General features: G+C 40.5%; 17 protein-coding genes and 1 pseudogene. 8 read left to right on the top strand and 10 right to left on the bottom strand.

The annotated features are described in order from the left end of the window. Nucleotides 1–518: 518 nt before the first annotated feature. Nucleotides 519–1106 carry an RICIN domain-containing protein gene (locus CDC33_RS25745; RefSeq protein ID WP_181374129.1) on the top strand — a complete coding sequence of 196 codons (588 nt, stop codon included), beginning with the start codon at nt 519–521 and terminating at the stop codon, nt 1104–1106. 116 nt (nt 1107–1222) lie between these two features. Here the strand turns inward: CDC33_RS25745 and CDC33_RS25750 are convergent, their stop codons facing one another. Continuing rightward, complete coding sequence (locus CDC33_RS25750) at nt 1223–2755, bottom strand: IS5 family transposase (RefSeq protein ID WP_109007337.1); 1533 nt, start codon at nt 2753–2755, stop codon at nt 1223–1225. Between the two features lie 516 nt (nt 2756–3271). Here CDC33_RS25750 and CDC33_RS25755 point away from each other — a divergent pair. The 3 genes from CDC33_RS25755 (at nt 3272) to CDC33_RS25765 (ending at nt 6875) form a co-directional block, all read left to right on the top strand. Continuing rightward, nucleotides 3272–4816 (top strand): thioredoxin-like domain-containing protein, encoded by a 1545-nt coding sequence (locus CDC33_RS25755; protein ID WP_109011329.1) that lies wholly within the window; start codon nt 3272–3274, stop codon nt 4814–4816. A gap of 215 nt (nt 4817–5031) precedes the next feature. Next, a complete protein-coding gene (locus tag CDC33_RS25760) occupies nt 5032–5682 on the top strand; it encodes a Uma2 family endonuclease (protein WP_109011330.1) in 651 nt (216 codons plus the stop codon). A gap of 272 nt (nt 5683–5954) precedes the next feature. Then, nucleotides 5955–6875 (top strand): RluA family pseudouridine synthase, encoded by a 921-nt coding sequence (locus CDC33_RS25765; protein ID WP_109012706.1) that lies wholly within the window; start codon nt 5955–5957, stop codon nt 6873–6875. 2 nt (nt 6876–6877) lie between these two features. Here the strand turns inward: CDC33_RS25765 and CDC33_RS39910 are convergent, their stop codons facing one another. From CDC33_RS39910 to hemC, 7 genes are all read right to left on the bottom strand, one after another. Further along, nucleotides 6878–7024 (bottom strand): hypothetical protein, encoded by a 147-nt coding sequence (locus CDC33_RS39910; protein ID WP_219930065.1) that lies wholly within the window; start codon nt 7022–7024, stop codon nt 6878–6880. Nucleotides 7025–7170: 146 nt separating this feature from the next. Next, on the bottom strand, nt 7171–7938 hold the full coding sequence (locus tag CDC33_RS25770; RefSeq protein WP_109012707.1) for a phycobilisome rod-core linker polypeptide: 768 nt from the start codon (nt 7936–7938) through the stop codon (nt 7171–7173). 386 nt (nt 7939–8324) lie between these two features. Next, nucleotides 8325–8879 carry a hypothetical protein gene (locus tag CDC33_RS25775; RefSeq protein WP_109011331.1) on the bottom strand — a complete coding sequence of 185 codons (555 nt, stop codon included), beginning with the start codon at nt 8877–8879 and terminating at the stop codon, nt 8325–8327. Further along, nucleotides 8880–9497 carry a phycobiliprotein lyase gene (locus CDC33_RS25780; protein ID WP_219930111.1) on the bottom strand — a complete coding sequence of 206 codons (618 nt, stop codon included), beginning with the start codon at nt 9495–9497 and terminating at the stop codon, nt 8880–8882. It lies immediately after the preceding gene. 308 nt (nt 9498–9805) lie between these two features. Continuing rightward, complete coding sequence (locus CDC33_RS25785) at nt 9806–11005, bottom strand: acyltransferase family protein (RefSeq protein WP_109011333.1); 1200 nt, start codon at nt 11003–11005, stop codon at nt 9806–9808. A 744-nt stretch (nt 11006–11749) separates the two neighbouring features. After that, nucleotides 11750–13192, bottom strand: coding sequence for a glycogen synthase GlgA (glgA, locus tag CDC33_RS25790; protein ID WP_109011334.1), 1443 nt, complete (start codon nt 13190–13192; stop codon nt 11750–11752). 117 nt (nt 13193–13309) lie between these two features. Continuing rightward, the gene (gene hemC / locus CDC33_RS25795; RefSeq protein ID WP_109011335.1) at nt 13310–14281 is read right to left on the bottom strand and encodes a hydroxymethylbilane synthase; all 972 of its coding nucleotides are present in this window, start codon (nt 14279–14281) and stop codon (nt 13310–13312) included. 418 nt (nt 14282–14699) lie between these two features. Here hemC and CDC33_RS25800 point away from each other — a divergent pair. Further along, nucleotides 14700–14861: pseudogene (locus tag CDC33_RS25800) on the top strand (Uma2 family endonuclease); the annotation flags it as partial. A 53-nt stretch (nt 14862–14914) separates the two neighbouring features. Here the strand turns inward: CDC33_RS25800 and CDC33_RS25805 are convergent. After that, nucleotides 14915–15337 (bottom strand): lysozyme inhibitor LprI family protein, encoded by a 423-nt coding sequence (locus CDC33_RS25805; protein WP_109011337.1) that lies wholly within the window; start codon nt 15335–15337, stop codon nt 14915–14917. 190 nt (nt 15338–15527) lie between these two features. Here CDC33_RS25805 and CDC33_RS25810 point away from each other — a divergent pair, with 190 nt between their 5' ends. The 3 genes from CDC33_RS25810 to CDC33_RS25815 are packed head-to-tail and all read left to right on the top strand — an operon-like array spanning nt 15528 to nt 18230. Beyond that, nucleotides 15528–16499: a YegS/Rv2252/BmrU family lipid kinase gene (locus CDC33_RS25810; protein WP_109011338.1), complete on the top strand. Its 972-nt coding sequence runs from the start codon at nt 15528–15530 to the stop codon at nt 16497–16499. 4 nt (nt 16500–16503) lie between these two features. Beyond that, complete coding sequence (locus CDC33_RS39090) at nt 16504–16656, top strand: hypothetical protein (RefSeq protein WP_181374263.1); 153 nt, start codon at nt 16504–16506, stop codon at nt 16654–16656. Nucleotides 16657–16676: 20 nt separating this feature from the next. Continuing rightward, a complete protein-coding gene (locus tag CDC33_RS25815) occupies nt 16677–18230 on the top strand; it encodes a metallophosphoesterase family protein (protein WP_109011339.1) in 1554 nt (517 codons plus the stop codon). A gap of 153 nt (nt 18231–18383) precedes the next feature. Here the strand turns inward: CDC33_RS25815 and CDC33_RS25820 are convergent, their stop codons facing one another. Beyond that, nucleotides 18384–18890: an aspartyl/asparaginyl beta-hydroxylase domain-containing protein gene (locus CDC33_RS25820; RefSeq protein ID WP_109011340.1), complete on the bottom strand. Its 507-nt coding sequence runs from the start codon at nt 18888–18890 to the stop codon at nt 18384–18386. Between the last annotated feature and the right edge of the window lie 10 nt (nt 18891–18900).

An 18900-nucleotide genomic window follows, 5' to 3' on the forward strand; every position in this document is an offset into this window, starting at 1 on the left:
TAAAAGTTCATGTATTAAACATTAATTAACAGTGTAATATGAGGCTTGTCAAGGCTTCGTCATAGCCGAGAAACATCTATAAGCTGCGAAATCTTTTTGAAAGTTATTGATGTTAAAAGACAATATCAAGTTTAATCAGAACAAGCTTAGGAATATTAAATTTACGCAATGTGCAACTTAATATTCTGAGGCGGGCTATTTCATTCTCATCTAGCCCACCTCAAAATTTATTTTGAAGTCAGAAGATTTCAGCTTTAAGTTGATACCAATACTTACCCAACCCTCCCCGATGTATTGGGGAGGATGCGCGAGTGCGCGGGTGGAGTATTTTTCTAGCTCATAAACTTGAAATCTGCGGTAGTTCTCCCCATTCCTTACAAGGGTTGGGGGCTGGGGGGTTAGTTTTGAGTATAAGTTGCACATGAGTTTTGAGTATAAGTTGCACATGGCGTAAGTTGATCTGCCAGAACAAAAGCATTGTGAAACAAAATCAATTTAACGCTCAAGGGGAAAAACTTGTGAAACCTAATTCAAAAAAGTGTACAGCGATCGCAGTTGGCTTCGTTGGTTCGCTATTATGGGGAGCAACTTGCGTTGTAGAAAATCAAAATGCTATTGCACAAGTAGGCGGATTCTTTATAATAAACGAACTATCCAACAAGTGCATTGATGTAGTTGGAGATCCTGGCACAGCGAATCGTGCGCGATTGGAACTTTTTGATTGCGAACTATCTGGATTCACCGGTTCCGGTAGAATAACAGATCAAAAATGGGAATTTCTTCGTGGTGGATTTCTCAGAAATAAATTATCCAACAAATGCATTGATGTAGTTGGAGATCCTGGCACAGCGAATCGTAGCCCATTGGAACTTTTTGATTGCGAACTATCTGGATTTACCGGTTCAGGTAATACCACAGATCAGAGATGGGAATTCATTGGTGCAGGATTTCTCAGAAATGGATTATCCAACAGATGCATTGATGTAGTTGGAAATCCTGGCACAGCGAATCGTGCGCGATTGGAACTTTTTGATTGCGAACTATCTGGATTCACCGGTTCCGGTGCCAGATCAGATCAGAGGTGGCGGTTGCAACCAAGTCTTTAAGAATACTGCTTGAGTGAAACCGGATGAGTCACCCACAGCTAAAGTATAGGATTTCGTAAATATGTAGGGGTTGCTGAAAAAGTATGAAAAAGCAATCTTAAGGGTTGACTAGTTATTCAAGCAAAATCAAAGATAAGCTTTTCTTGTTTATAACTAATAAAATCATAATTTTCAGTTATACGGAACTGCAAAAAAGGTGCAGTTTTCAAAAATAGACATAAAAAAGCATAAAACACCCGCGACAGGTGAGTAGAAAGATTCATCACTAGAAAAGTAATAGCAATTGCAGTTTCAGAAGTGTGGGAAAGTTTCGCCATCACTCGATTGAGGCTAAACCTTCTTTTAGCTTGCCCAAATTTTCCTTCAATACAATTACGAATTCTCTCAGATTCTAAATCTTGTTTCTTTTTTTCTTTACTAACATTGGCTGGTGGTCTTCCCAAAGGAGGACCACTCATGATAATACCTCTTCCTTTGCACCAAGCTCTATTCTCTCTTGTGCGATAAATTTTATCTACATGAACCGATTCTGGATAATAGCCAGTATAGTTTTTATATGCTTCTACTTGTGATTTTAAGTCTCCTGATTCATTAAAATTATCCCAACTAATATGGTCTAAAAATACATACCCATCAAAATAACTAGCTGATAATTTTGCCCCAAATTCCACGGCTTTCCCAGCTTTTCCACGGACAATTGGGCGGATATGTGGTTGGCTTAAACTAACGATTCGGTCATCAATACTCTGTTTTTTATTTTCATACAACCATAGTTGTTGACGATAAACTTCTACAACTACAAGCAACATTTTATATTGTTTAGTACTTAGTTTTTCTAGAGTTGCTCCCGATCTGATTAGCTGGTCAATATGAGATAAGTTTCTTTTGATATATTGAAGCTGCTTTTTAATCGCTTTTTTCCTATCTTTTTGGGATACACGACGTTTTTTAGCGACTTCTAAGTAGTTTTTTCTCGCTATTTCCCGATAAGTCCTTGGTTTTTTCTCTAATGTACCTTTTATCTGTTCATAAAGAAGGTCTATTATTCGTTCTGTCTGTTTTCTTGCTTGATTTAATAGCTCGAAATCTGTTGGATAGCTGATGTCTGCTGGCGCACAAGTCGCATCTAATATTAATTTTCCCCGATTTTTCGGCGTGTTATCTTCTTTTTCTAATTCTTCTATTTTTTTTTGAGTTGATTCAGTTGATTCAGTTGATTCAGTTGCTAAAGTCGAAGATGTTGTCTCTAGCATCCTTTTAACAGTTTCTTGATTTACTTTGTTTACTAAGTCTGCACTAATTCTTTCACGAAAATGGACTAGCATAGATGGATCAAATGGAGCTTCATTAATATAAGATGATATTCCTATGAAGTACTGTAGATAAGGGTTTTCTTTAATTTGTTCTACTGTTTCTCTGTCGCTTATTCCTAGTTTTTCTTTGATTATTAATGCGCCTAATGCCACCCGAAATGATTTTGCTGGCGCTCCCATCTCTGCCGAAAAAAATGAAGAATATTCCTCTTCAAATTCCGCCCACGGTATTAAATCAGCCATAATTACCCAACGATTATCTTCTGATAATTTTCCTTCAAACGGAAGTTCAAAGTTTTCTGGTGGGATTGTAGTTTGCTCCTGCTTTCGGTACATGGTTACTAATGACACACTTTAGTCCTGCTAGTCACGGTGATGCAAGGATTTTGGGTTATTTTACCCTCAACTCTTGCACCTGAATATCTTTCTTTGGTCTGATAATCTAGAGACTGTAACCTTTTCTTTTTTTTCAGCAACCCCTATGTAAAGTTAAAAACTGGCTATCTTTGAGAACTGCCAGTTTTTAACTTTAAACTTGTTAGCGTTTTAACTCTTGTATCAATACTTGGCAGCACTTGTTAGCTTCTCTTGCCTGTTGCCTAAAATGTTTTGCTTGTTCTTGGTTAGTTAAATACACTTCAGATGCTTTTAGTCTGAGTTCCTCTAAAAGCAAAGTATAAGACCTCTTGCATAATTATTTTGTGGTATGATTAAGGTTTTTCTAAAAAATGCATATCAAAACCTATACGGAGAACCTATGTCACCTCTTTGGTATGTTTGGTTGAGATATAAAGCATATTTTTAAAACCTACTATCTTACCATGAATTATTTTTGCAAGAGGTCTATACTTTATGATTCCCCGTGTCAGAGCGCCAGAACTACCACAAAATTACTCTTGGCTCAACACCGATAAACCCTTGTCTCTTAAACAGTTCAAGGGTAGAGTTGTAATTTTAGATTTTTGGACATACTGTTGTATCAATTGTCTGCATATTCTGCCGAACCTAAAATATTTAGAAAAGAAATATAAAGATAGCCTTACTGTTATCGGCGTTCACTCTGCTAAATTTGACAACGAAAAGGAAATAGAAAATATTCGCCAAGCTATTCTACGCTACGACGTTGAACACCCAGTTGTAGTTGACAGTAGTTTTCGGATTTGGGAAGAGTATGCAGTGCGTGCTTGGCCTACGTTAATAATTATTGATCCAGAAGGTTACGTGATTGGTCAGATTTCTGGTGAAGGAAACCGTGACACTTTAGACGAGTTAATTCAAAAGTTAATTCAGCAACATCAAGACAAAGGCACAATTAATTTTCAAGAACTTAGTTTGACTTTAGAAAAACAGCGCCAACCATTAATCACACCTCTAGCTTTTCCTGGTAAAGTTCTAGCTACTCCGACGGGTTTGTTTATCGCTGACTCTGGACATCATCGCCTGATTATGAGTAGCTTCGACGGCGAAATTCTGCACTTGATTGGTACTGGAAAATCTGGCTTAACTGATGGTGCTTTTAACGAAGCGCAATTTTTTGCACCACAGGGAATGGCTTATGATGCCGAAAATCAAATTCTTTATGTTGCTGATACAGAAAATCATACCCTGCGGCGAGTTGATTTAAAGCGTCAAGTGGTGGAAGCGATCGCAGGAACTGGTGAACAAAGCCGGAATATCCATCCTCATGGTGGTGCTGGTTTAGAAACTGCACTAAATTCTCCTTGGGATTTAGTCAAAGTGGGAAATACCTTGTTTATTGCAATGGCTGGGCCTCATCAAATTTGGGAAATGGATTTAGAAACTGGCATTGTGAAAACTTATGCTGGAACTGGTGCAGAAGCTTGCGTTGATGGTTCACTTACTGAATCTGCCTTTGCTCAACCTAGTGGTATTAGTAATAATGGGCAAGAATTATATATTGCTGACAGTGAAGTTAGTTCAATTCGTGGTGTGGGAATTGTAGAACCCTATCAAGTGCGAACCGTTTGCGGTAGTGGGGGGTTATTTGGTTTTGGCGATGTAGATGGACAAGGTGAAGATGTCCGTTTACAACACTGTTTAGCAGTGGAATATGCTCAAAATTTTCTGTGGGTAGCAGATACTTATAATCACAAAATTAAATTAGTAAGTCCCAGTACAGGGAATTGTCAAACAGTTTTAGGAGATGGTACTAGTGGCTTACAAGATGGCCAGGGTAAAAACACTCGGTTTTTTGAACCTTCGGGATTGAGTGTTTTGAGTTCACATTTATATATTGCTGATACTAATAACCATGCTATTCGTTGCGTAGATTTGGATACTTTTAAGGTGACAACACTAGAGTTTCTTGGGTTATGTGCGCATAAATTTATAATTATTAACCGCAGAGGCGCAGAGGATACGGAGGAGGAGAGATGAAAAAATATAAGCGATCGCTTTTTGGCTAGTACATTTACTACATCGATAGGACTTACGCAAAAATTGCTAAAAAGCTTAATTTCTCGAACCGCCAAGACGCCAAGAGCGCCGAGAATTCGTAGAGTGTGCGTAAGTCCTAATCGAATTTGAAAAAATTCCCTTTTCTCGGATGTCAAATTTGAGTAAAAATAAAATTATTTAACAAGTAACATCCTATGGTTACTCTTCAACTCAAACAAATTCGAGTTCCACCAGGACAGAGAATAATCCTGGAAGATGTGAGTTGGCAAGTATTTGAAGCAATTCTCAGCGAGTTAGGGGAGCATCGCGGGAGTCGAGTAGCATACAGCCAAGGAACGTTAGAAATTATGGCTCCATTACCAGAACATGAGCGATGTAAGGTAATTATTGGAGATTTAGTGAAAGCCTTGCTAGATGAACTCGATCTCAATTGGGAGTCTTTAGGTTCAACTACCTTTAAGCGAAAAGATATAAGTGCAGGTATTGAACCCGATGATTGTTTTTATATTCAAAACTATAAGCTAATGATTGGGAAAGATAGGATCGACCTAATTGTTGACCCTCCTCCTGATTTGGCAATTGAAATTGATGTCACCTCTAAAACCCAAATTAGTGCATATCAGGCGTTGAAAGTACCTGAAATTTGGCGATATGAAAGCAAAAACCTAGAAATCAGCTTGCTGCAAGGTGAGCAATATGTGAAGTCTCTCATCAGCCCCACATTTCCCACTTTTTCTATTACAGAACTCATTCCCCGATTTGTGGAAATGGCGCGAACCACAGGAATGAGTTCAGCACTTAGAGCGTTTCGACAATCGGTAAGAAAACAAATACAAGATAGCTGAAGCAATAGAATTTGCGGATACATAAGTTCTCGTCCGCTTCTGTGAACTAAGTTCAAATCAAGGTTTTACCTAAGTAGAAACCATTTATAACCCCCCTTTCAAGCATTTCGCGCTTTACTTAAAGAACGGGGAATTAATAATCTAGAGCAATTGTGACCGAATTTAATTTACAAATCCAAGAAAATAGCGATGGCTCCGTCAACGCCAAGGGCGAACACTTGTCAACTCCACTAGAGGATGCAGCGTCTAGCTTACTTCCCTTCAAGGATACGATACACTGCGTCAACACGAAAGGCAACGATCGCCTTGACCGTTACCTTTCCCAAGAATTACCAGACTTATCCCGTTCCCGCATCCAACAGTTAATCGAACAGGGCAACGTCCAACTTAACGATAAAGTTTGCACATCTAAGAAGATCAATGTCAAGTTAGGCGATCGCATCACTCTCGAAATACCAGAAGCGCAACCTTTAGAACTCCTTGCAGAAGATATCCCCTTAGATATCCTCTACGAAGACGACCAGCTACTCATTCTTAACAAACCCGCAGGTTTAGTTGTCCATCCTGCACCTGGTCATCCAGATGGCACTTTGGTAAATGCCCTATTGGCGCACTGCCCTAATTTACCAGGAATCGGCGGAGTCCAACGTCCGGGAATCGTCCATCGATTAGATAAGGATACAACGGGTGCGATCGCGATCGCTAAAACAGAAGTTGCCCATCATCACCTACAAGCACAACTCAAAGCTAAAACCGCACGGAGAGAATACTTGGGCGTGGTTTATGGTGCGCCAAAAGCTGAAAGTGGCAGAATTGACTTGCCCATTGGTCGCCATCCACAAGACCGCAAAAAAATGGCTATTATGCCTGTCGAACAAGGCGGACGAGCCGCCGTCACTCATTGGCAAGTACTAGAACGCCTCGGCAATTTTACTTTAATCCACTTCCAACTAGAAACTGGACGCACCCATCAAATTCGCGTCCACAGCGCCAAAATGGGTCATCCCATTGTCGGCGACCCAGTTTATAGTTCTGGTCATTCAGTAGGGGTAAATTTGCCCGGTCAAGCACTGCACGCTTGGCGACTAAAATTGCAGCATCCCGTATCTGGAGAGTTGATTGAAGTGACAGCAAACCCCCCCAGCCACTTTACAAAACTTTTAGAGATGTTAAAAAGACGAACTACACTTTAAGCTCATCCTACATCTGAAAGCAGCACCATTTCACAGACATCAAGTATTGCGAAAACCATGCCCCATGCCCCATGCCCCATGCCCCATGCCCCATGCCCCATGCCCCATGCCCCATGCCCAATCCCCAATCCCCAATCCCCAATCCCCAATCCCCCTTAACAACTAGCGTGCATTAGACATGGGATAGAGTCTGTTCCACTAGTTATACCTAAATGAAACTCCTACATAACCCAAGACTTATGCACGCTATAAAATGATCAAATGGATGTACTAGACAGCCGTCGAACAAAAATCGTTACTTAATTCCAGCCAACTGGCGATAAGGTACAGACTTTTCGATATCGATGTTGAATGACGAGATCCTTTGTGGCGTATTGCCTGTTGCATTGACACTTTGTGCCATTGACAAGAATAGAGCTGGATCGCCTGCCTTGGGCTTTCGCTCTTGTGGAAGGAATCTGCGTACTTCGACCTGCCAAATGATTTGAGGGAAACCCAGTTTGGCACGGTGGTAAGCTTCGTATCGCGGAGATTTGATGTTGAATGGCAACTCACCCTCAGCGCGGGATGGCAGTATGCGACGGCGCTGATAAGGTACTGTAGAGTCTCCAAAATTGCTCAAGTACTCTTCAGTGTTGAGGACTTCATCAATAAAGCCTCTAATACCTTTGGTAGCGACCACAATTGACCAGGCAATTTTTTCCCGTTCATTGTATGGGTCGCGTCCTAGAGCACGCTGGATTACTTGCTCAACAAAGCGATAATTATTGTTGAGGTCGTAGAAGCTTTTCTTAAAGGTATCGGAAAGCAGCAATCCACGAATAAAGTCCCGCACTGTAATCTGTCCATTACGGAGTTGGGACTCTAAAAATGTTTGGCGATCAGCAGCAAAGGCATGAAAGAAAATTTGACGATATGCTGCTTCAATCAGAAGGTCTAAATCTGAAGGAGAAAGCAGATTGTCTGTAGTAAAAATCCTGGGCTGTTCATCACCTGGTACTTCGTATGCAGCTACACGCTGATTTTGACTTGAAGGGTCGTATGTTAACAGAGGAATTGCCACTCTAAAGCCTCCATATTTCTTAATTAAAGTTAACAACTTTAGATCACATATTAAGGGAGTAGTTGTATCAAAACTTCAGATTCTGATAAAATTTCACGAAACTTAACTAAGGGGAATTTAACTATTTCAAAAAACAAGGATTAGCTTTTTAAACTCAACCCATAGCTAATTTATAAAGGCAGTGAGGTTTTCAGCCTAATAACTACCTAAAAAACTTTATTCACATACTTCAGATTAGAAGATTCAGTTTCACCTTTTTGAAATAAAGTAATAATTTTTAACATATAGCAAAAGAAATTAATAGGGAATGGGGAGTGAAGAATTAAGGATGAGGGGAAAGACTTGTTGCAAGTTCTCACCTCTTGTCCCTTTGTCTTCCCTGCTCCCTACTCCCTACTTCGTTGACCTATCCAAAATTCTAGAGGATCTATGGTTGACTTACAGTAAGGCCAGCTACGCAAAGTTGCTTCCATCCCAGTCTTCCAGTAGGGTGGTTCCAATCCCAGTCCTAAACATAGATGAGATAGGATAGTAGCAAACTGCTGATTGTGACCAAAGTCTCCTAGATGAGCATGGGCGTATTCATGAACGACTACACCAAACCAGTCTCTAGGTGCAACTCGACCGACATCTACCAGAATAGTTACTGGGTTTATGAGAATATTGCACAGCCCATCGATGCCGAAGGATTGAGCTATGGGGACTGCAAAAATTTGGATGTGGCGACGCTCTTGGGGATGAAAGCACTCATGGCAAAGGTCTAGATAAGTATTGATCTGAGCGTTAATGGTGTTAATATTATCGCCGATCCAAGTACAAATGGGGATGCGATCGCGCACGTTATCGAAAACATCCACCATACCCGGTTCTAGAGCAAACCCCTGTACTCTATGCAGATAATCTCGGCCACGAGTAAAAGCATCGGTCTGCTTGAGGATCATTCACCAGCCCAAAACTGAATAAAACTGTCTTTTTTCCAAAGCATCCGACCCTTGTTTTTTTGTGACTTGTTCTGGGTTGGAAGCTTCAGCAGAAGTTTCAATGCGAGTTTCGGTACAAAATGATGCAGTGCTGAAGCCACCAAAGCGTTTCACTGTACTGGTTCGTAGTCGCATATTTGGGCTGGCGAACCAGAATCTCTCAATGGAACTCATTGTTTCGTATTCGGTTGTCAGCACTAGCCCATCTTCATCATCCATGTGAAAAAGACCGACTACAGGCATAATTTCAGCGTAGCCTCTTTCACGGAGTAATTTCCCAGCTCTTGGGTTATCGCCATCAGGCACGATCGCAAATATAGTTTTTCCTTGATGGTTCTCGTCATTTTCTCTATCCCAAGCCATTGTGCCCAGCCAACGTACCCGCGATCCACCTACTGACAGGCTGGGGTCAATCTGATGATACTGGCACAGTTCAATGATTTCGGGATGATTGGCATCTAGTGTTTCTACTTGTATATCCGATTCTCCTGTTTCTGAGCGCTTAAAGGGTAGGTGATGAGTTGCACGTTGCGATCGCCATTTACCAGCACTTAACTGAAAAAAGTCCATTGCGTCTATCAATCTTCTAACTCCTACTTATTACTCCTGCGGATGGTGTTTTACGTTTTTTTATTTTTATAGTTTTTGGTATATAAACATTGTGACATACTTCACCCACTCCCCTGTGTAACCATTATAAAAAATAAGCAACTAAGATTAAAGATGTCAGAACATCGTTTAATAGATTGGCAATTATATGCAGTTCACGCTGAGAAAACTATGACTCAAGTGATGGAAGAATTGATTGACTCATTACCAAACATAGAAAATTCTCATTCTTCATCGATCTTTAATCACAAGGCTATTTCATTCTAAAATGTCAGGAGTTAAGCTTGATTTAAAGTTCTGTTTTTTATCCAAGACATAATTAGATTTCTAAACTTGCCTGTTTTTGCCTCAGTAAAATGTGATATGACAACCGCATATAAAAATACAAATAAAACTATAATAAGTGCTAAGAATATATGCAAAATATCTGGCTCCCAAGGGCGATCGCCAATTACACATGCTCTAATAAAGCATAGTATTGGCATGTGGACAAGATAAAGAGTGTATGAACACCCTGCTAAACCTCTAGAAAATTTTTCGTATGCTCCTCCTTGTTTTATTTGACTACGGCTATTAACTAAAAGATATATCATGACAGCAGTAGAAATTCCTACGAAAAAATCTGCTATCTCTCGCCCAATAAAACGTTCGCTTATTAATGCAATGCAAAGGATTAGTATAGATAAAAGAGTGAGTGACTTGAGGATATTCTTGTTATTAAGATATTTAGAAGGATGAGATATACTAACTAATGCTCCCATCAGCCAAACTAGAAAATAAATTCTAATCTCCGAACCAACCATGAGTAATATACCTGAAGCTAAACAAGCGTATAAGACACGCGCTCTTAAGGATTTAACAAAAAAGAATAGGATGATTGAAGGAAAAATTATATAGTACCAAAATTCATAGGCTAAACTCCAAACTGCCTTATTTGAACCAAATAAATCTACAAAAATTGTTTGCACAAAAGCTAGAGTTCCTAAAGCATTTTGAAATGTGAAATTCTCCAAAATTTTATAAGTTGCTAAATGTTCGTTGTGAAACTTTTCTCCATAGAAGCTATCTTGTCCAGTACCAAATATTTTTACACCGAGAAAATCCCAAAAAGAAGATAGCAATAAAGCAGGAATTAATACTATATATAAACGTGTTAAACGATCTACTAAATAATTAACCCAAGACCATTGCTTTTGCCGGATTCTCTTTATTACACTAGCTGAAATAAAAAATCCACTCAGCACAAAAAAAATCATTACAGATTGATGACCCAACACTGTTAATGAATTTAACCTTTTTATCAAAAAACTAGGGTTATTAATTTCTGAATATTCTATAAATAATAAAATTCTCATGTGACCGATAAAAACTAATAAAGAAGCCAAACCTCTTAATAAATCAAGATGAGTAGACCATCGATAATTCCTGATTGATGGGATACTATAAATAGGCTGCGTCTGAGTTTTTTCTACTAGCATTTTGGTTATAGAATAAAGATTAATTTGTTAGAGTACGGGATAATCAATGCAAAGTTTAAAATTTATGTCTCGCTTCTAAGAGTGAATTTTACTACTGAAAAAGTATACATAGAGAAATGTCAATTATCAAAAAAAGCAAAGGCTGATTCATTTTCTAGAGTTATTAACTGTGTTATATACAGCAATGAATATTTTCCTAGTAAAAGCTTTAAAACTAGGAAGAATATAAAGAGGATAATTGTTAGCTCAATACCACAAATAATATACGATTATCTATATATAAATACTTACAGGTTTACAAAAACTTTTTTTTAAGTTTATACAATCTTCATCAAAATAAGATAAGATTCCTTAAAAAAAGCTCAATAATCTCACAGGCAATGCGATTAAGTAGGTAGGTGTAATTAAACATAAGATCAAACCTCACTCTCAATCCCGTGGGTAAAAGAGTTGAAACCGTATTTAAGATAACTAATCACAACAAAGGTTTCAGATTTTTATCTGGTGAGAATAAATAAAGAACAATTAAATAGGACTTACGCACACTCTACGAATTCTCGGCGCTCTTGGCGTCTTGGCGGTTCGAGAAATTAAGCTTTTTAGCAATTTTTGCGTAAGTCCTATTAAATACAAAAAAACTCATGAGTTGCACCTTCAGATATCAGGCTAATCTGAATAATGCTATCATGAGTTCTAAAAATTAGAGTTGGCACGTATGATACATCTGTACGGGCCTACAGAGATTTATGACTTGCTATTAGCGATCGCTTCGTTTAAAACTAACTCTGGTTGTGGTGGTGTCTCCTCTTCTTCTGGCAGACCGTAAATTGACCTGTACAACTTCACGTATTCTTTGGCAGATTGATACCAACTAAAGTCTTGGGCCATGCCCCGCTTTTGTAGTTCTAGCCATTGTGGTTTAAAACGGAAGCCTTCCCAAGCCCGGATCATACAGGTGAAAAGGTCTAGCGGTTCATAGCGGTCAAAGCAATAACCGGTACCTGCTGCATTTTCGGGGTCGTGATGGCTTACGGTGTCAACTAATCCACCTGTGCGGCGGACAATGGGCACAGAACCGTAGCGTAAAGACATCATTTGGCTGATACCGCAAGGTTCAAAACGACTAGGCATTAAGAAAGCATCGGTACCAGCGTAAATGCGGCGAGACAGGGCATCGTTATACAGTAAGTAAGTTGCCATGCGTCCGGGAAAGCGGGATGCTAATTGCCACATCTGAGTTTCATAATAGCGATCGCCTGTCCCTAACAGCACAAACTGTGCATCTGTATAGGAAAGGAAGCGATCAAGGATTTGCAATATCAAGTCAATGCCTTTTTGTTCCACTAATCGGGTCACAATCCCAATTAAAAAGGCTTTGGAGTTGACTTCTAATCCTACTTCTTCTTGCAAAGCAATTTTGTTGGCTTTGCGTTTCTCCAGGGTATCAGCAGTGAAGGTTTGGGCAATGTATTTATCATTTTCTGGGTTATAAATTTCAGTATCAATTCCGTTGATAATCCCAGATAATTTACCGCTAATAAAAGACAGCAAACCTTCTAAGGTTTCACCATAAGTAGGTGTCTTGATTTGCTCTGCATAAGTGGGCGAAACTGTATTTACCTTATTGGCAAATTGCACCGCCGCCGCCATTGTGTTGTGTCCTTGCATATACCAAGGACACCAAGTAATTTTTTCTAAATACCAACGCCACGGCCCTTGATAAGCCAGATTATGAATAGTAAAGACTGTGGTGATATCAGGATCTTGGTGCATCCATACGGGAATCATCCCCGTATGCCAATCGTGACAATGGATAATTTCCGGTTTCCAGTAATTCCAGGCAAACTCGGCTGCACCATTGGCAAAAAAGGTGAACCGCCAGTCTTCATCCTCTCCAGAATAAATCCGGCGGGGCATGAAGACGGGATGTCCAAATAAGTACAAGGGAACATCAGTACCAGGCAGAACGCTTTCATAAACAGCAAATTCCTGGAACATCGCAGATCCGCGCCAGATGGGTTCTTGGGGAATTTCCATTTTGTCTGGCAGAAAGCCATAGTAAGGCAAGAATATTCGCACATCATGCCCCATTTCTCTCAGAAATTTGGGTAATGCCCCAACAACATCACCCATTCCTCCTACTTTGGCAATGGGTGCTGCCTCTGCTGCAACAAATAGAATCCGCATGGTAATTTTTGCTTCCCTGGTTCTGTCTATATTGTCAAATTAACTCTTGTCGCGTCTGCCACATCTTTGGTGCAACAACGATCAATTCTTATCTAATCACATCGGCTTGCCCAATGCTTAAGAACCGCGCCCAATTACCGCAAAAATCTCTGCTAAAATTTCTTGCGCTCCTTGTTGCCGCAACACTTGTGCTAGTTCTGTGCCTAGCGCTTCAGCATCATTGGCAATTCCAGTGACGGTATCTTTTACGAACTTTTGACCATCTACACTGGCCACTATCCCTGTTAAGGTCAAATTCTCACCAGATACTTCTGTATTTACACCAATAGGTACTTGACAACCGCCCTCTAAAGAGCGTAGAAAAGACCGTTCAGCGAGACAGCGATCGCGTGTTTCGGGATGTTCGATCGCTTTGAGTAGAGATAGCACTTCACTATCATCAGCACGGCATTCTATACCTAAAGCACCTTGTCCAACGGCGTGAAGGGAGATTTCTTTGGGGAGAATTTGATGAACGCGATCGCCCATTCCCAATCTCTCTAACCCTGCTGCGGCCAAAATCAAAGCATCGTATTCGCCTGCATCCAGTTTTGCCAACCGGGTAATCAAGTTTCCCCGGACATCCTTAAAGGTAAAGTGGGGGAAGTGATGACGTAACTGTGCTAACCGGCGCAGCGAAGATGTACCAATTACTGCACCTTCTGGCAATGTATCAATTTGTTGATCTTTGTGCTTTTCATGCACCACTAATGCATCTGCTGGATTTTCCCGTTCAGTAATTGCTGCCAGCGTTAACCCTTCAGGTAAGTGAGTCGGCAGATCCTTGAGAGAATGAACCGCAAAGTCAATCTCCTGATTGAGCATTCCAAGCTCAAGTTCTTTAGTAAAAAGTCCTTTATCGCCAATCTTAGCTAATGCTACATCCAAGATTTTATCGCCTTGGGTAGACATGGTATGGACTTCAAAAGTGAGATCGGGAAAGGCTTTCTGAAGTTGCTCTTGTACCCAGTAGGTCTGAACCAGAGCAAGTTGGCTTTTGCGTGAACCAATCCGAATAGTGCGTGGAGGACTAGAAACAACTGAAGTCATAAAACAATATATCAAACGGCGATAAATTCACTCTCATCTAGACTACCGTAGTCAGGGACTCATACCAATTTTGGGGTTTGGATTTTGGATTTTGGATTACAATTCTTTACCTAATGCTGGTTTCAGGAATCTCAAACAATTTTGTTGAGTACAGCATTATTACGGTACAAGCCACTATATAGGAATCCGGTTTGATTTCTGAAAACACCCGTAGGATGTGTTAGCACAGAGAGTACGGCATCAAACCCTTGATAATAGTGCGTTACGAACTCCGTTCTAACACACTCTACAATACCTAATTCCGTTCAAAAATCAAATAGTAATCCTATATTTATTACTTGCAGACAATAAAAATACACGGTGCATCGATTGAAAACTGCTATAAACTGAATGTAGGACTTTCGGAGTAGCAGAAATTATGAGTGTTGCAAAATCTGCATCTCTAACCCTAGAGGAGTTTCTGAAGTTACCAGAAACAAAACCTGCAAGCCTTTATATTGATGGTGAAATTATCCTAAAACCAATGCCGAAAACCCGTCACTCCCGACTTCAGGCTAAGTTGATTGATGGAATTAATGAGTTTATCTTAAACTAATTACTAATGCCTCTGGCGTTGCGGTTTTATTCGACTATTTAAGGGTCAGATTTGAGAAATTCCTGTAATTCTTGGGTATGTAATTTTGTAGTATTTTCTAGACAACTAGAATAAATGCTAGAGGCAATACTTCCTCCCTCATATCTGCTTCTCTCAAACTCACAATTGGTATCTCGAAACTTTAGCCATGCAAGTTGTGCAGCAATCAATTTTTGTTTCCTAGACGTTTCTAAGGTAGGTAGCAATTGTTGATAGGCTTGATTCAGTTTTTTATCTGCCCTTTGATAAGACAACTTCGCGCATTCATTAATTGCTATTTGAGTTTGAGGATTATTGCAGTTGACCCTTTGAACTAAGCGCATCTCCTGTAAATCAGGCGTTGTGCCTGCTATTGTCACGGTGGGACTATTTAAACTGCTGAGAGTTAGCATACTTGCTAAAACTAGTAATATTTGACGCATGGCAAAATTTTTATTGTTTTAGGAAAGACAAAAGATGCTCAAATACGCGTCAGCATTGGTATGTTCTAACGTAAAAGACTTCTAAACTTCTTACACAATGTAAACCAGCCGCCAGAGGGAAGCTGAAATTTTACAAGAATGCTAGAAAGAATTTGGTATTTTAGTAATCTAAGTTTAGACATTATATTTTATGAATCGTTCCGCCTGCCTCATTTTCAATCCAGTTGCGGGTCAGGGTGACCCAGATATAGAACTGGCAGAAATTCGGGGAATATTAGAGCCAGAAATTGACCTAGATATTTATCTCACCACTGAAGAAATCGACGCTGACGAACTGGCTTTAGCAGCCGTAGAGCGAGGGGTAGATGCAATCATTGCTTCGGGGGGAGATGGCACTCTCTCGGCGGCAGCAACGGCTTTAGTGGGTACTGATATTCCATTTGGCATTATTTCTAGAGGAACAGCAAACGCTTTTGCCACAGCTTTAGGAATTCCCGACACGATCGCAGGTGCGTGTGAGACAATTTTGCAAGGAGGAACCCGTCATGTAGACGTAGCCTATTGCAACGATCTGCCAATGGTACTTTTGGCAGGTATTGGCTTTGAAGCTGAAACTGTAGAATTGGCAGACAGGGACGCTAAGAATCGCTTTGGAATGATGGCCTACGTTTTCGCTGGAATTCAGCAACTGAGAAATTTAAAAAACTTTGATGTTGAAATTGAAACAGAAGACAGGATAATTAAAACTAGCGCCTGTGCAGTTACAGTAGCAAATGCCGCGCCTCCTACTTCAGTTTTGGCTCAAGGCCCAGCCGGTCTGATTTATGATGATGGGTTGCTAGATTTGACAATTGTAGCTCCAACTAACAAAGCAGGAGCGATCGCAGCTACATTTCATCTATTCCAAACGGCTTCTACAGGTAACGCTGTCGAGCGAAATGATATTGGCTTCCTGCGAGCCACAGAATTTAAAATTACAACTAACCCACCGCAAAAAGTTGTTCTAGATGGTGAAATTGTGGGCACAACACCAGTAGAAATTAAGTGTGTACCAGCAGGTTTAAATATTTTTGTGCCATTAGTAGAAGAAGTTGAGCCTACCGAAAAACTAGAGGGACTCCCTAATCTGACTATTGAGATGAAAGACACAATAGAGGAATGAGGGCATGGGGCATGGGGCATGGGGCATTGGGCATTGGGCATTGGGCATGGGGCATGGGGCATGGGGACAAGGGGAAACACTTGTTGCAAGTTCTGATTTAAGTCGCCTTGTCCCCTTGTCTTCCCTGTCCCTGCTCCCCCTGCTCCCCTTCGATTAAAAACTCAGGAGTAGGTTGCATTGAAACTTGTATCTGATCCAGCGATCGCTAACAAAATCCGTAAAATGAATCAACGGGTACGGTGGCAAGATCCGTTAATTGCGGAACGGAACATCGACCAAACTCGACTGGTTTTAGAGGATGGGCAAATAGACAATTCTGAGTTCTCATTTTTAGTTGTAGGTGATAGTGGTTCCGGTAAGCACCGGGGACACAATCCCCAGCGAAAGGTGGCTGAACTTATGTTGCCCCATCACAGCGAATGCCGTTTTATGCTGCATACCGGGGATGTGATCTATTTAGTGGGGTCGAGTGAATACTATCAGCAGAACTTCATCCAGCCTTATCGAGAGTTTCTCTTGGGGGGAGAGCATCCCCAACGGATTGCTTATGACCAGATGATTTTTAAGCTGCCCATTTTACCTGTACTGGGAAATCATGATTACTATAACTTGCCGATTCTATTGAGCTTGGCCTCTCTGACAACATTACCCATTCGCCGCCTGTTGCGATCGCGCTTAGACCTAGATGTAGGCTTGCATGGTTCAGGAACGGGTGAAGCTTACGCACGGGCATTTCTGGACTATCTTCAGGCGTTTCAGCTTCCAGGAGAGTTAAATAATCATTTAAACCAGTACTACACAGCCAAGACAGATACAGGTTATTGTCTCAACTATGAACCTGGGCATTTTACTCGCCTTCCCAATCGCTACTACACTTTTCGCTATGGCGGTATTGATTTCTTTGCCTTGGATTCAAATACATTTAACGATCCACCACCACTACCTAAAACCAGACAAGGCGATGCCGATCGGAGAATTTTAGAAAAACGTCGTGAAGATTTAGAGCAAGAAAAGCAGCAAATCATTGAAACCTCAGCCAAGCTTCGTCCAGAAAACCCTAGCGAAGCCGACCAATTAGACGACTATCACGCCAAGCTGTCACAAATTGAAGAAATTATTGTTGATATCGACAAGCAATTAGCTGCTGATAAAACAACGCTGACTGACATTGAACAACTAGACTGGCTTAAGCAAAAATTAATTGAATCTTGGAATAACTCTGAAGTTCGGGGAAGGGTGATTTATTTCCATCATCCACCTTATGTGACTGAAGCAACAAAGTGGCAGCAAGCACAAACTCTGATAATTCGCGATCGCCTCCGTGGTGTGCTGGATGCGGTAGCTAAAGAAATAGGTTCCCTAACTCAGGGGCGTCCTTTGGTTGATTTGGTATTAAACGGTCACGCCCACTGCTTAGAACACTTGGAGACAATGGATACAGGACATGCTGATTCTCATATCCACTGGATTGTTTGTGGCGGTAGCGGCTTTAGTTTGCGACGCCAGAGGATTGAGGGAGCAGATTTGATGGAGGAAAATAGATTAGTAGCGCGATCGCATCTCTTCATTGGTCGCAATGGTCAAGGTTTTCAGAAGCGGCGACCTTACTCAGGTTTACGCATTGACGTTAAAGGTGAAGGCCATCCTCAGTTTATTGTGCGTCCCTTGGTTGCTGAATGGCATCAGCGCCAATGGCACGATCGTGAATTTGAACCACTGATCATTGAATGAATGGGCATCGGAAAAGAGGAGGCAGGAGTTTTTCAATTTTGAATTTTAAATTGATTTCTCTCGATTCACTAGACTTCTTGCATAAATCCAAAATAAGAACCCCACCCCGCCAAAGCTACGCTTTGTCTCCCCTTTCAAACATCCTCTTAAATTCTATATTTGAGGTAACTTTGAAAACTGAGACTTTTTAAAGTCGATCAATAAAACTATTCTGGAGATATTGCTGCGATTCCAAACTTCATGCTCAACTGTATCATCAAAAACTAAGCACTTGCCTTCTTGCCAAGTTTTTGTTTCATCCCCCACTCGTATCGCACAGTCATCAGCAACAATTAAACCCAAATGACAACGGAGTACAGTGTTTATATATCCCTCATGAGGAAGAATGTGAGTTCCAGGTGCAAGGGAAGAAAAAGTTGCTGTGGTCATTCCAGGAATAGCTTCTATTAATTGTGTTGTTTCTGGACACAAACGGCAGTTATCCTCTAGTTTCTTTCCAAAAGAATACAAAGTAAAAATATCCCAGCCTTTGTTATAAAGAAACTCTTTTTGCCAAGGAATAGAATCATTTTGTTGCAGTCTATGAAACTCCTCTTTAATGAGCAGCCAGTTTAATTCTAGATTCTGTGTAAATCTAAAAATAGTAGTTTCGTAAAACATTTTTTATTTA

This window comes from Nostoc commune NIES-4072 (assembly GCF_003113895.1).
GTDB classification, from domain to species: domain Bacteria; phylum Cyanobacteriota; class Cyanobacteriia; order Cyanobacteriales; family Nostocaceae; genus Nostoc; species Nostoc commune.